Annotated in this window: 12 protein-coding genes; 6 read left to right on the top strand and 6 right to left on the bottom strand. The window is 71.4% G+C overall.

Going from position 1 to position 13,433, the window contains the following annotated elements; genetic code table 11:
* Positions 1 to 94: 94 nt before the first annotated feature.
* From mctP to ACWDLG_RS27615, 4 genes are all read right to left on the bottom strand, one after another.
* Positions 95 to 1,711, bottom strand: coding sequence for a monocarboxylate uptake permease MctP (gene mctP, locus ACWDLG_RS27630; protein ID WP_449925198.1), 1,617 nt, complete (start codon positions 1,709 to 1,711; stop codon positions 95 to 97).
* Complete coding sequence (locus tag ACWDLG_RS27625; protein ID WP_354906895.1) at positions 1,708 to 1,917, bottom strand: DUF3311 domain-containing protein; 210 nt, start codon at positions 1,915 to 1,917, stop codon at positions 1,708 to 1,710. Before ACWDLG_RS27625 ends, mctP begins: the two co-directional genes overlap by 4 nt.
* Positions 1,918 to 2,162: 245 nt before the next feature.
* Positions 2,163 to 2,813, bottom strand: a complete 651-nt coding sequence (locus tag ACWDLG_RS27620; protein ID WP_449925195.1) for a carboxymuconolactone decarboxylase family protein — start codon at positions 2,811 to 2,813, stop codon at positions 2,163 to 2,165.
* The gene (locus ACWDLG_RS27615) at positions 2,813 to 3,361 is read right to left on the bottom strand and encodes a VOC family protein (RefSeq protein WP_449925193.1); all 549 of its coding nucleotides are present in this window, start codon (positions 3,359 to 3,361) and stop codon (positions 2,813 to 2,815) included. Before ACWDLG_RS27615 ends, ACWDLG_RS27620 begins: the two co-directional genes overlap by 1 nt.
* Positions 3,362 to 3,438: 77 nt before the next feature.
* Between ACWDLG_RS27615 and ACWDLG_RS27610 the strand changes: the two genes are divergently transcribed.
* Positions 3,439 to 4,341: an SDR family oxidoreductase gene (locus ACWDLG_RS27610; RefSeq protein ID WP_354906892.1), complete on the top strand. Its 903-nt coding sequence runs from the start codon at positions 3,439 to 3,441 to the stop codon at positions 4,339 to 4,341.
* A gap of 25 nt (positions 4,342 to 4,366) precedes the next feature.
* On the opposite strand, the gene ACWDLG_RS27605 is transcribed toward ACWDLG_RS27610, so the two are convergent.
* Together ACWDLG_RS27605 and ACWDLG_RS27600 are read right to left on the bottom strand one after the other, a co-directional pair.
* On the bottom strand, positions 4,367 to 5,347 hold the full coding sequence (locus ACWDLG_RS27605; protein ID WP_449925191.1) for a helix-turn-helix transcriptional regulator: 981 nt from the start codon (positions 5,345 to 5,347) through the stop codon (positions 4,367 to 4,369).
* A gap of 64 nt (positions 5,348 to 5,411) precedes the next feature.
* The gene (locus ACWDLG_RS27600) at positions 5,412 to 6,983 is read right to left on the bottom strand and encodes a CocE/NonD family hydrolase (protein WP_449925190.1); all 1,572 of its coding nucleotides are present in this window, start codon (positions 6,981 to 6,983) and stop codon (positions 5,412 to 5,414) included.
* Positions 6,984 to 7,095: 112 nt separating this feature from the next.
* Between ACWDLG_RS27600 and ACWDLG_RS27595 the strand changes: the two genes are divergently transcribed.
* From ACWDLG_RS27595 to ACWDLG_RS27575, 5 genes are all read left to right on the top strand, one after another.
* Positions 7,096 to 7,863, top strand: coding sequence for an SGNH/GDSL hydrolase family protein (locus ACWDLG_RS27595; protein ID WP_449925188.1), 768 nt, complete (start codon positions 7,096 to 7,098; stop codon positions 7,861 to 7,863).
* A 246-nt stretch (positions 7,864 to 8,109) separates the two neighbouring features.
* Positions 8,110 to 10,251, top strand: coding sequence for an anthranilate synthase component I (locus ACWDLG_RS27590; protein ID WP_449925186.1), 2,142 nt, complete (start codon positions 8,110 to 8,112; stop codon positions 10,249 to 10,251).
* Between the two features lie 158 nt (positions 10,252 to 10,409).
* On the top strand, positions 10,410 to 11,555 hold the full coding sequence (locus tag ACWDLG_RS27585; protein ID WP_354906887.1) for an amidohydrolase family protein: 1,146 nt from the start codon (positions 10,410 to 10,412) through the stop codon (positions 11,553 to 11,555).
* An 87-nt stretch (positions 11,556 to 11,642) separates the two neighbouring features.
* A complete protein-coding gene (locus ACWDLG_RS27580; RefSeq protein WP_449925184.1) occupies positions 11,643 to 12,302 on the top strand; it encodes a DUF1989 domain-containing protein in 660 nt (219 codons plus the stop codon).
* A gap of 7 nt (positions 12,303 to 12,309) precedes the next feature.
* Positions 12,310 to 13,428 carry an oxidoreductase gene (locus ACWDLG_RS27575; RefSeq protein ID WP_449925182.1) on the top strand — a complete coding sequence of 373 codons (1,119 nt, stop codon included), beginning with the start codon at positions 12,310 to 12,312 and terminating at the stop codon, positions 13,426 to 13,428.
* Positions 13,429 to 13,433: the final 5 nt, after the last annotated feature.

Below are 13,433 nucleotides of genomic sequence, written 5' to 3'. Positions count from 1 at the left end.
CGACGCCAGCTCGTAGGGGGCGGGCGGGGGCCGGGCATGGCGCGGGCCCGCCCCAGGAGAGGGGGCGGGCCCGCGTGCCGTACCGGAGAGGGGGTCAGTGGGAGCCGGACAGGTCCAGGTCCTTGACCCGCGGGTCGCCCTCGTCGGCGAAGTACTCCGACGGGCGGGTGGCGTCCTCGCCGTCGGCCACCTTGGCCGCGCGCAGCGCCAGCGTGACCACCGCGGCCACGACGAGGTTGACCGTCAGCGCGATCGCGCCCGCGTAGATGGTCATGGGGGTGTCGAAGCCGAAGTTCTTCAGCGGGAAGGCCGACCCGCCGAAGTGCAGCTTGCCGTTGGCGGGGTTGGGGATGAGGTAGAGCATCCACATGCCCGCCGCCAGGCCGGTCGCCCAGCCGGCGATGAGCCCGCCCTTGTGGAACCAGCGGGTGTAGAGGCCGAGACCCACGGAGGGCAGCGTCTGCAGGATGATCACGCCGCCGATGAGCTGCAGGTCGATGGAGAACTGCGGGTCGAGCAGGAGGATGCACAGCACCGCGCCGACCTTGACGACCAGCGAGACCAGCTTGGAGACCCTGGCCTCCTGCGCGTCGCTCGCCTGCTTGTTGATGTACTCCTTGTAGATGTTGCGGGTGAACAGGTTCGCCGCCGCGATCGACATGATGGCCGCGGGCACCAGGGCGCCGATGCCGATCGCCGCGTAGGCCACGCCGGTGAACCAGTCGGGGAACATCTGGTCGAACAGCACCGGCACGATCGTGTTGGTGTCCGGCTTGCCGGTGGCCGGGTTGACGACGGGCTTGGTGCCCGCCGCGATGGCCATGAAGCCGAGCAGGGCGATCAGGCCCAGCAGGAAGCTGTAGGCGGGCAGCGCCGACATGTTCCGCTTGATCACACCGCGGTTCTTGGAGGCCAGCACGCCGGTGAGGCTGTGCGGGTAGAGGAACAGCGCCAGCGCCGAGCCGAAGGCCAGCGTGATGTACTGCAGCTGGTTGGCGCCGGTGAGCAGGATGCCGTCGGCGGGCGCCGGGGACTTGGCGAACTTGGCCGCCGCCGCGTCGAAGATGCTCCCCCAGCCGCCCAGCCTGGCCGGGATGTAGATGACCGCCGCGAGGATCACGATGTAGATCAGGGTGTCCTTGACGAAGGCGATCAGCGCGGGCGCGCGCAGGCCCGACTGGTAGGTGTAGGCGGCCAGGATCGCGAACGCGATGATGATCGGCAGGTGGCCGGTGATGCCCATGGCCTTCAGCACCGCCTCGATGCCGACCAGCTGCAGCGCGATGTACGGCATGGTGGCGATCAGGCCGGTGATGGCGATCAGCAGCGCCAGCGTGGGGGAGCCGAACCGCGCCCTGACGAAGTCCGCGGGCGTGACGAACCCGTGCACGTGCGAGACCGACCACATGCGCGCCAGCACGAGGAAGACCAGCGGGTAGACCACCACCGTGTACGGCAGGGCGTAGAAGCCCAGCGCGCCCGCGCCGAAGACGAGGGCGGGGACGGCCACGAAGGTGTAGGCGGTGTAGAGGTCGCCGCCGACCAGGAACCAGGTGATCCAGGTGCCGAAGTTGCGCCCGCCCAGGCCCCACTCGTGCAGGCTCTCGATGGATTCGGGCCTGCGCCATCTGGCGGCCACGAAGCCCATGCCGCTGACGACCAGGAACAGCAGGATGAAGACGACCAGCTCGGTCGTGTGCTGCCCGGTCACTTGGTCATCCTGTACACGATCGACGTGCAGGCCACGCCGACCACGATGAAGGCCAGCTGGAGCCAGTAGAACAGCGGGAAGCCCGCCACTCTCGGCTCGTCGGCGTTGAAGAGGAAGGTCAGAAGAGGGAGCACGATCGGCACGAACAGCAGCCAGTTCCATGGACTGCGGTCGCTGCGCTCCTGCCCGGATTCGGGGGTGGACACGGCATCCTCCGGAACGTGAGTATTTGTCCGGAACACTAACGTTCCGGCGCTATTAATCCCGATTACTGAGACATTACGGTTTGGCCTAAACTCGGGTGTCTCATCATGTGGACGGGATGACCGTGACCCTCGCAGCCCCTCGTCGGGGGTGAGGCGGCAGGTCCCACAGGCTGCGATCGCGGACGTCACCGGGCAAGGCTTCTCCCTTCCGTTGCCCGGCACTGTAGAGACGTGACCGATCGGGGTCAGGTCTCCGATCGCCGAACGGTAGCCTCCTCGCGCCGAACGGTCAGCTCGTCGGCGATGTCCCGCGTGCCGTACCCCTCGGGGGCGGCGACCTCGGTGATCGGGTCGGGGCGGTCGTCGAACTCCAGGCGCAGCGCCCTGGACATGGTCGCGTGCATCTCGTACAGGCACGTGAAGTACGTCAGCTCGAGGATCTGCTCGTCGGGCAGGTGCCGCTTCAGCACCGCGAAGACCTCGTCGTGCACGCGGCCGCCGTCGAGCACCAGCCCGTCGGTGTAGGCCAGCACGGCCCGCTCCAGCTCGTCGAACACCCCGCTGACCTGCCAGTGCGCGACCGCGCTCACCTTCTCCTCCGGCACCCCGAGCGCGCGCATCTGCTTGCAGTGCTGGGAGTAGACGAACTGCGACTGGCGCGCCCAGCCCGCCCTGGTCTGCCCCAGCTCCCGCAGCACGGGGTCCAGCGTCGACTCGCGGTAGAGCCGGAAGCCCTTCACGCAGTGCCGGAAGATCGCCGGATCCTGCGCGAACACCGTCCACCACGTGCCCGGCGATCCCGTCGCGGTGCCCTCCGGGGTCAGCAGCCGGTCGTAGAAGAAGGCCACGACCTCGTCGGTCACCTCCTCGCGGGGCACCTGGCGCAGGCGCGGCATCACACCGTCCTGTCGGCGGCGGTCCTGGGCTCGTGCCGCACGTCGCCGGGACGGCCGAGCTCGCGCTGCCAGCAGGCGAACTCGATCAGGATCCCGTCGGGGTCCTTGAAGTAGATGGACCTGACGAACACGCCCTCGTGCGGCTCGGGCGCGACCCCGAACTCGCTGTCGTCGTGGTTGAGCAGCACGCCGACGTCGATGCCCTTGGCGACCAGCCGGTCGCGGTACTCCTCGATCCGCTCCGGCGGGACGTCGAAGGCCAGGTGGTTCATCGACCCGACGGCCGACAGCAGCTCGCCCCGGTCGGGCAGGTTCTTCGGCGCCGAGACGCCGGGGACCCCGTCCGGCGCGTCGGGGAACCAGAAGAAGGCCAGCGCGTTGCCGCCGCCGCAGTCGAAGAAGAAGTGCTGGCCCCACCCCAGGGGCAGCTCGATCGTCTTGATCAGGGGCATGCCGAGGACGCCCGAGTAGAAGTCGACGGTCCGCTTCATGTCCGAGCAGACCAGAGCGATGTGGTTGACGCCGCGCAGCTCGAATTCGCCGTTCATGGTAATCAACTACTTATCACAGCGGTCTTCCCGAAAACATGACAGAGGATGTCGGGGTTCGCCGCGACGATCGTCCCATGAGTGAAACAGTCGCGCTGGTCGCCGGCGCCACCAGGGGAACGGGCAGGGGCATCGCCGTCGAGCTGGGCGCCATCGGGGCCACGGTCTACTGCACCGGACGCAGCACCCGCGAGCAGCGTTCGGAGATGAACAGGGACGAGACGATCGAGGAGACCGCCGAACTGGTCACCAAGGCCGGCGGCAAGGGCATCGCCGTACGCACCGACCATCTGGACCCCGCGCAGGTCAAGCGGCTGATCGAGCGCATCGACGCCGAACAGGGCAGGCTGGACGTGCTGGTCAACGACGTCTGGGGCGCCGACCAGCTGTGGACGTTCGACGCGATGGTGTGGGAGCACGACCTGGACAAGGGCCTGCGGTTGCTGCGGCTGGCGATCGACACCCACCTCATCACCAGCCACCACGCGCTGCCGCTGCTCATCCGCCGGCCCGGCGGGCTCGTCGTCGAGGTCACCGACGGCACGGCCGAATTCAACGGCACGCGCTACCGCAACTCGATGTTCTACGACCTGGCCAAGGTCGCGGTGAACCGGCTGGCCTTCGCCCAGTCGCACGAGCTGCGCCCGCACGGCTGCGCCGCGGTGGCGATCACGCCCGGTTTCCTGCGCTCGGAGGTGATGCTGGAGAACTTCGGCGTCACCGAGGAGAACTGGCGCGAAGGGGCCCGAGTGCACGAGGATTTCATCCTGTCCGAAACCCCGGCCTACACCGGCAGGGCCGTGGCCGCGCTGGCCAAGGACCCGGACCGGATGCGCTGGTCGGGCTCCTCGCTCTCCAGCGGCGAGCTGGCCAAGGCCTACGGCTTCACCGACGTGGACGGCAGCAGGCCCGACGTATGGCGCTGGATCGTGGAGGTCCGCGAGGCCGGCATCACCGCCGACCCCGCCGACTACCGATAGCGCCGGGTGTCGAGGAACTCGCCGATCATCGAGGCGAACCGTGCGGCCGCGCGGCCACACGGGCCCCGTACAGGGCCGACAGCCGGCCGGCCGCCTCGGTCATGAGCGCGCGCAACTCGGCGGGCTCGAGCACCTCGGCCTCGGGGCCGAAGGCCAGCACCTGCGTGTAGGCGATCTCCAGCGACTCCACCGCCAGCACCACCGTGCCGTCGTCGGTCGCCGAGTCCAGCGCGTCGGCCAGCGCGGCCGGGTCGGCCACGTGCCGCAGCTTCCGCAGCCCCGCCGGGGTCAGGCGCAGCGTGATCCTGGTCCTGAGCAGCGAGCGGGCGAACTGCTCCGACCGTTCGGCCCAGAAGGCGGCCAGCTCGAAGGCGGGGTCGCGGTCGAAGCGCCGGCCCGTCAGCACGGTCACGTCGGTGAAGCGGTCGACCCGGTAGACCAGCAGGCGCTCGCCCGCCCGGCCGGCCAGGTACCAGACGCCCGCCTTCAGCACCAGCCCGTACGGCTCGACGGTGCGCTCGGCGGCCTTGTACCTGGCGGTCACGGGATGGTCGCCCCACACCGCCCTGGCCAGCGGCGCCAGCGCCTCCGGCGGCGGGCTGTCGCTGGCGAACCAGCCGGGCGCGTCGAGGTGGAAGCGCTGGGCGGCGGTGGCGGGCGCGTCGCGCAGGCCGGGCGCGAGGGCGGCGGCCGCCTTCAGCCTGGCGGCGGCCGCGACGTCGCGCAGCCCCATGTCGCGCAGCGCGCCGGGCACCCCGGACAGGAACAGCGCCTCGGCCTCGGCCCGGTCCAGCCCGGTCAGCCTGGTGCGGTAGCCGTCGACCAGGCGGTAGCCGCCCGTCCTGCCCCGGTCTGCGTAGACCGGGATGCCGGCCTCGGACAGGGCCAGCACGTCGCGGTGGATGGTGCGCTCGGAGACCTCGAGCTCCTGGGCCAGTTCGGCGGCCGTCATCCCGCCCCGTCCCTGGAGCAGGAGCACCAACGACATCAACCGGGCGGCCCGCACGCCCCGACTCTACCGATCCCGCGGACCCGCGAGCGGCGGCCTGCCGGGCGGGGCCGGGCGTCGTTCAGGCGCCCGGCAGGGGCAGCACCAGCGCGGAAGGCCGGTCGGGATCGTGGAAGACCTCCACGTCGGCCGGCACCATGGGGCCGTCCAGCTCCAGCGGCTCGCCGGTGCCCGGGTTGCGGGCGATCGTGGGATAGGCGCCGCCGGCCACGTGCACCCTGATCCGGTGGCCCCTGGCGAACCGGTGCGCGATCGGCCACAGGTCCACCCGCACCCGGCGCACGTCGCCGTTCTCGCCGGTCACCAGCCGGCGCACGCCCTCGCAGACGTTCATCGAGCGCCCGTCCGGGTGCACGTCGCACACCCGCACGACGACGTCGACGTACGGCGTGCTCGACCTGACGTACAGCTCGGCCGAGACCGGGCCGATCGCCTCGGTGTCCTCCCGCAGCACGGGCGAGGTGTAGACGAGCACGTCCCTGCGCGCCTCCAGCCTGCGCTGGTCGCGCGGCCGGGAGTCGGCCAGCAGCACCGGGCCGCCCAGCACGGGCGTCGGATGGGCGGGGTGGTAGCGGTAGCGGTCCGGCGCCGACTCCAGCGGCCCTTCGGGGCCGAGCCCGAAGGCGCGCTGCAGGTGCCAGCGCACGCCGCGCGTGCCCGGCACCGGCCAGTCGGGGTAGTCGCGCCACTCGCCGGCGCCCGTCACGTACAGCCGCACCGGGGAGGACCGCAGGCCCGAGACATCGCCCAGCAGGTGCGCCCTGAACCATGCCAGGGCCTCCGCCCTGGTCACCGGGCCGTGCCTGAGGTCGATGTGCCACCAGGGGCCGATCGTCAGGTACGGCTGCCGCCCCGCCGCCCGCATCGCCTCGTAGTCGCGCAGCTGCCACGGCAGGAACACGTCGTACCAGCCGCCCAGCATGGTGACCGCCGCCTCGACCTGCCCGACCGCCGATGAGAAGTCCCGCCTGTCCCAGTACGGCACGGCCGGATCGGCGTGGTGGGTCAGCAGGTCGCGGTAGAACGGCAGCGCCTGTCCCGCCGAGACCAGGTCGAGCTCGGCCACCGGCCGCCCCGACAGCACGGCCCGCCGCGTCATCCGCGGCGCCCGCCACACCGCCGTGCCGCCGAACCGGCGCGCCATGCCGTTGGTCAGCGTGGTCCAGCTGAGCGCCGACTCCAGTGCGAACGCCCCGCCCACGTAGGCGGCGTCCCTGAACTGGGAGGCGGTGATCTGGGTGGCCATCGCCTTCAGCTCGGGTCCGGCGTAGGGGGCGATCGCCCACTGCGTGTAGCCGAGGTAGGAGGGGCCGTGCATCGCGAACGTGCCCGGGTACCACGCCTGGCGGCGCATCCACTCGAGGGTCGCCATGCCGTCGTCGTGCTCGTCGCCGAGCGGGTCGAGCAGCCCTCCCGAACCGAAGCCGCCCCGGCAGCTCTGGATCACGACCTGGAAGCCGTGGCGGGCGAACCCGCGCCCGTAGGCCAGCCCGAACAGGCCGCGCCTGCCGTACGGCGAGCGGATCAGGATCACCGGGGCCCGCTCGGCCCCGACCGGCTCGTAGCGGTCGGCCAGCAGCGTCACGCCGTCCGGCATCGGGACGGGAAGATCCCGGTAGACACGCACACGCATTACCAATGAGTAACATAATCGCCCAGGACCGGACAATATGACGACCATCACGCGGCCCGTGCCGCTTATTACGGTCGCGTAAGGCGATCTCCGCTTGGCAAACTATCCGGTCATGGGACGAATTGCTTCATTTGTCGCTTTGGGGGACAGCTTCACCGAAGGTCTCGAGGACCCCGCCGACGTCGGATACCGCGGCTGGGCCGACCGGCTGGCCGAGCACATCGCGGCCGAGCGGCCGGGGTCGCGCTACGCCAACCTGGCGGTGCGGGGACGCCTGATCGACGAGATCGTCGGCGAGCAGGTGCCGCAGGCCGTCGCGCTGCGCCCCGACCTCGTCTCGCTGTGCGCGGGAGGCAACGACATCCTGCGCCCGGGAAGCGGCCCCGAGGTGGTCGCGGCCCGGCTGGAGGAGGGCGTGGCGGCGCTGAACGCGGCGGGGGCCAAGGTGATGCTGTTCACCGGGTTCGACCTGCGCGAGGTGCCGGTGATGCGGCTGGCGCACAGCAAGATCGAGGTCTTCAACCTGCACATCCACGACATCGCCCGCCGCTACGACACCTTCCTGGTGGACCTGTGGCCGATGGCCGTGCTGCGCGACAGGCGGGCCTGGAACGAGGACCGGCTGCACCTGTCGTCCGACGGCCACCGCCGGGTGGCGTTGCGCGCGGCCGAGGTGCTCGGCGTGGCCGTCGAGGAGGACTGGCGCGAGCCGTACCCGCCGCAGGTGCCGCCGCAGTGGACCGACGCCCGCCGTGCGGACCTGCGATGGGCCAGGCAGTACCTCGGCCCGTGGATCAACCGGCGCATTCACGGACGCTCCTCGGGCGACGGCGTTCCCCCGAAGCGTCCCGAGCTGGCCCCGCTGGACACGGTGTCCTGACCGGCCGCCGCGCTGACCGTCCGCCGCCCCGATCGGCCCGCTGTCCTGGGGTGGCGCGCCCGTGTGTCGCGTTGCGTGATCTCCGATGCGGCGGCTAGGCTTGCCACATGCGAATCCGCTTGCAGCTTCAATGGTGGCGCCGCTTCTAGGCGGCGCGAGATTCGCATTCCTCAAACGGACGGCCGCCCCGGAAGGCGGCCATTCCTGTCTCCGCCCCGGGGCTCATGAGCTAGCAAGGGGCTTTGAGTGGAGACGAGCGGATATACCACCGCTGGGGGCGTCAGCGTCGAGCGTGAGATACGTGAGGTGCCGGAGGCGGCCCTCGAGGAGATCGTGACCGCGCTGGGCGAGCGACGCGGCGGCGCGTTCTCCTCCGGCATGGACTACCCGGGCCGCTACAGCCGATGGGCGTTCGGCTACGTGGACCCCTGCGTCGAGCTGGTCGCCAGGGGGCGCACCATCGCGGCGCGCGCGCTCAACGAGCGCGGCAAGGTGGTGCTGCCCGTGCTGGCGTCCTGCCTGCTGGCGGCGGGCAAGCCCGTCTCCGAGCCGACGGACGTCCACGTGGAGGTCCACATCGCCGAGCCCGGCGCCGAGCCGGGCGAGGTGCTGCCGGAGGAGATGCGCAGCCGCCGCCCGACGGTGTTCACCGCCATCCGCGAGGTGATCGCCGCCTTCAAGGGCGCCGACCCGCACCTCGGCCTGTACGGCGCGTTCGGCTACGACCTGGCCTTCCAGTTCGAGCCGATCCGCCACGAGCTGGAACGGCCGGCCGACCAGCGCGACCTGGTCCTCCACCTGCCCGACAGGATCGTCGTCATCGACCGGCAGCGCGAGACGTGCGTGGAGCACCGCTACGAGTTCGCCGTGGACGGCGTCTCCACCAAGGGCCTGGAGCGCACCGGCGAGACCTTCCCGCAGGTGGCCCCGGACGAGATCCCGAAGAACCCGGAGAAGGGCGCCTACGCGAGCGTCGTCGCGGTGGCCAAGGAGCGCTTCAAGCGCGGCGACCTGTTCGAGGTCGTGCCCGGCCAGGTCTTCCACGCCCCCTGCGCCGACCCGGCGTCCTTCTACCGCGGCCTGCGCCAGTCCAACCCGGCCCCCTACGAGTTCATCATCAACCTCGGCGACGGCGAGCACCTGGTGGGCGCCTCGCCCGAGATGTACGTCCGCGTCACCGGCGACCGGGTCGAGACCTGCCCCATCTCCGGCACCATCGCCCGCGGCGCCAACCCCGTCGAGGACGCCGAGGCCATCCGCACCCTCCTGTCCAGCGTGAAGGAGGAGTCGGAGCTGACGATGTGCACCGATGTCGACCGCAACGACAAGTCGCGCATCTGCGTGCCCGGCAGCGTCCAGGTCATCGGGCGCCGCCAGATCGAGCTCTACTCCCGCCTGATCCACACCGTCGACCACATCGAGGGCCGCCTGCGCCCCGAGTTCGACGCCCTCGACGCCTTCCTGACCCACATGTGGGCCGTCACCGTCACCGGCGCCCCCAAGGCGTGGGCGATGCAGTTCATCGAGGACCACGAGGCCACCACCCGCAGGTGGTACGGCGGAGCGATCGGCTACATCGGCTTCGACGGCTCGATGAACACCGGCCTGACCCTGCGCACCGCGCAGATCAGGCACGGCGTGGCCACCGTCAGGGCGGGGGCGACGCTGCTGTTCGACTCCGACCCCGAGGCCGAGGAGCGCGAGACCGAGCTCAAGGCCAGCGCTCTGCTCGGCGCCCTGGCCGCCGTCAACCAGCCTGCCTCGGTCGCGCAGGCGCCGGTGCGGGAGCAGCCGGGCCAGGGGATGAAGGTCCTGCTGGTCGACCACGAGGACTCCTTCGTCAACACCCTGGCCGACTACTTCCGTCAGGAGGGCGCCGACGTCGTCACCCTGCGCCACGGCTTCCCGGCGGAGATGATCGACACGATCGCCCCCGACCTGGTGGTCCTGTCGCCGGGGCCCGGCTGGCCGTCCGACTTCGGCATGTCGGCCCTCATCGACGAGGTGTACGGCAGGGGCCTGCCGGTCTTCGGCGTCTGCCTCGGCCTGCAGGCCATGGTCGAGCAGGCGGGCGGCAGCCTGGACCTGCTCGGCTACCCCGAGCACGGCAAGCGCGGCCGCGTCTCCAGGGTCGGCGACAGCGCCCTGCTCGAGGGCCTGCCCGCCGAGTTCGTCGCCGCCCGCTACCACTCGCTGCACGCCAAGCGGCCGGGCGTGGTCGGGTTCACCGTCACCGCGCTCACGCCCGACGGCAACGTGATGGCGATCGAGGACACGGCCAACCGGCGTTTCGCCGTCCAGTTCCACCCCGAGTCGATCCTGACCGTGGAGGGCGGGGCCGGCGCGAAGATCATCGCGAACGTCCTGCGCCTGGCCCGCAGGTCCTGACCGGAACGCCGGGGCGAGGGCTCCCTCCCGTCCGGAGGGAGCCCCGTCCCCGCCGCGGGGGCGGTCGCGCGGCGGCGGTTCCCGCTGCGGGGGTCTTCGATGTACGCGGTCGGCAAAATTTCCGTGACCGGCTGTGATCACGCTCTAGAGTCGGGCGCATGCTCCCCGTCACCCTCCCGGACGCCGTGCGCGATGCCCTGCTCGCCCCGCTCGTCGACCACCACTGCCACGGGGTGCGCCGCGACGATCTCAGCCGCGCCCAGTTCGAGCTGCTGATCAGCGAGTCCCGCCTGCCCGCCCCGCCCGGCACCACCCACTTCGACACGCCGTTCGGCGCGGCCATCCGCCGCTGGTGCGCGCCCGTGCTCGACCTCGATCCCCACGCCCCTCCGGCCGTCTACCTCGCCAGGCGCGCCGAGCTCGGCGCGGAGGAGGTCAACAGCCGGCTGCTGCGGGCCGCGGGCGTGGTCGCCTTCCTCGTCGACACCGGCCTCGAGGCGCCCGAGCTGCTGACGGCGGCCGAGATGGGCCGGCAGGGCGGCGCGGCGGCCGACGAGATCGTCCGCCTGGAGCAGATCGAGCAGGACATCGCCGAGACCGCGGCCGTCGCGGTCGACTACATGGACAGCCTCACCGAGGAGCTCACCGCCAGGGCGGCCCGCGCCGTCGGGTTCAAGTCGATCATCGCCTACCGGTGCGGCCTCGACTTCGACCCCTCACGGCCCAGCAGGGGCTCGGTGATCGCCGCGGCCAACCGCAGGCTCTCCGATCCCAAGGAGCGCCTGGCCGACCCGATCCTGCTGCGCCACCTGCTGTGGACGGCCGTCGACGTCGCCCGCGAGCGCGGGCTGCCGATCCAGTTCCACACCGGCTACGGCGACGCCGACCTCGACCTGTCGCGCGCCGACCCGGCGCGGATGACCGGCTTCATCAGGGCGCTGCAGCCCCTCGGCGTGCCCGTCGTCCTGCTCCACTGCTACCCCTTCCACCGGCAGGCCGCCTACCTCGCGGGGGTGTTCCCGCACGTCTACGCCGACGTCGGCCTCGCGCTCACCCACACCGCCGCGGGCTCGGCCAGGGTGCTCGAGGAAGTGCTGGAGCTGGTGCCGTTCCACAAGCAGCTGTTCAGCTCCGACTGCTACGGCGCGGCCGAGACCTGCCACATCGGCGCGCTGTACTTCAGGCGCGGCCTGGCGAGCGTGCTGGCGGCCAGGATCGAGTCGGGGGAGTGGACCGCCGCCGACGCCGCCCGTGCCGCCCACATGATCGGCTCGGGCAACGCCCGCCGCGTCTACCGCCTGTGAGATCTCTGGAGCTTTCTCCAGCGAATGCGTCGAACGCTGGACTGATCTCCATGTCGGAGGGTCGGTTGATCGTGTTTTTCTAGGCGCATGCAATCGAGAGTGATCGTGCCCGCCAGCCAAGGCCGGGCCGTGAAGGTCACAGCCGGGCAGCGGGTGCGAGTGGTCGACGTCGACGGCGGCCAGGTCGGCGACCTGTTCGCCTTCGCCGCCGACGACGTGACCGAACATCTCAGCGCCGCCCACACCCGCGCCTTCACCAGCCGCCTGTTCCCCGCGCCGGGCGAGCACTTCGTCACCGACCGGCGCAGGCCCATCCTCACCATGGCGGAGGACACCTCGCCGGGCTGGCACGACATGCTCATCGCCGCGTGCGACCCCGCCCGGTACGCCGCGCTGGGCGTGCGCGGGTTCCACGCCTCCTGCGCCGACAACCTGCGCCACAGCCTCGACCGGCTGGGCCTGTCGTTTCCCGGCACCCCCCAGCCCGTCAACGTGTTCATGCGGATCCCCGTGGCCGACGACGGCGGGCTGAGCTGGCTGAGCGCGATCAGCCGCCCCGGCGACGCGATCACCTTCGAGGCCGCCATGGACTGCGTGGTCGTGGTCTCGGCCTGCCCGCAGGACCTGGTGGAGATCAACGGGCACCGGCCGACCCCGCTGGCCATCGAGGTGCTCGACCCCCACGGCGACCCCCACGGCGACCCCCACGGCGACCCCCACGACGACCTCACCGACACCGAGGAGTGAACGAACGATGACCCATCCCGCGCTGCGACCCGAACGGCTCGGCGGGCTCGAGCTGACCAACCGGCTCGCCGTCTCGCCCATGAGCAGAGTGTCGGCCGCCCCCGACGGCACGCCGACGGCCGAGATGACCGACTACTACCGCGCCTACGCCCAGGGCGGCTTCTCCCTCGTCATCACCGAGGGGACCTACACCGACACGCGCTACAGCCAGGGATACCCCAACCAGCCCGGCATCGTCTCCGACCGGCACGTGGCCGCCTGGCGGGAGATCACCGACGCGGTGCACGCCGCCGGCTCGCCCATCGTGCTCCAGCTCATGCACGCCGGCGCGCTGTCGCAGGCCAACCGCCACACCGACGTCACGGCGGGGCCGTCGGCCGTCACCCCGCGCGGGCAGAAGATGCCCGAGTACGGCGGGCACGGCCCCTGGCCGAAGCCGATCGCGATGAGCCAGGACGACATCGACGCGGCGGTGCGCGGTTTCGCGGAGTCGGCGGCCCGCGCCAGGCAGGCCGGCTTCGACGGCGTCGAGGTGCACGCCGCCAACGGCTACCTGCTCGACCAGTTCCTGACCGACTACACCAACCTGCGCGACGACCGCTACGGAGGTTCGGCCGCCAACCGGGCGAGCCTGACGGCCGAGGTGGTGTCGGCCATCCGCGAGCGGACCGGCCCCGACTTCTGCGTGGGTGTACGGCTGTCGCAGACCAAGGTCAACGACTTCCGGCACCGGTGGGCGGGCGGCGCCCGCGAGGCGGAGACCATCTTCTCCACCCTGGCCGAGGTGGGCCCGGACTACCTGCACATCGCCAGCGAGGGCCGGGACTGGATCGAGACCGCCACCCTGGAGGGCGGCATCACCATCACCGGGCTGGCCCGCAAGGTGACCGGGCTGCCGGTGATCGCCAACGGCGGCATGCACGATCCGCGCCAGGCAGCCACCGTCCTCGAGGACGGGCACGCCGACGTGCTGTCCATCGGCAGGGGCGCGCTGGCCAACCCCGACTTCCCGCGGCGCCTGGCCGAGGGGCTGCCGCTGGCGGCCTTCGACCACCAGATGCTGCAGCCGATGGCGACGTTGAGCCATGCTCGTCTGTGGCGGCAGGCCGCCGAGGCGTCGGCCTGAGCCGG

The organism is Nonomuraea sp. NPDC003727, assembly GCF_053586935.1.
Note: the sequence above shows the minus strand (reverse complement) of the source record. Positions and strands in the feature narration are given on the sequence as shown.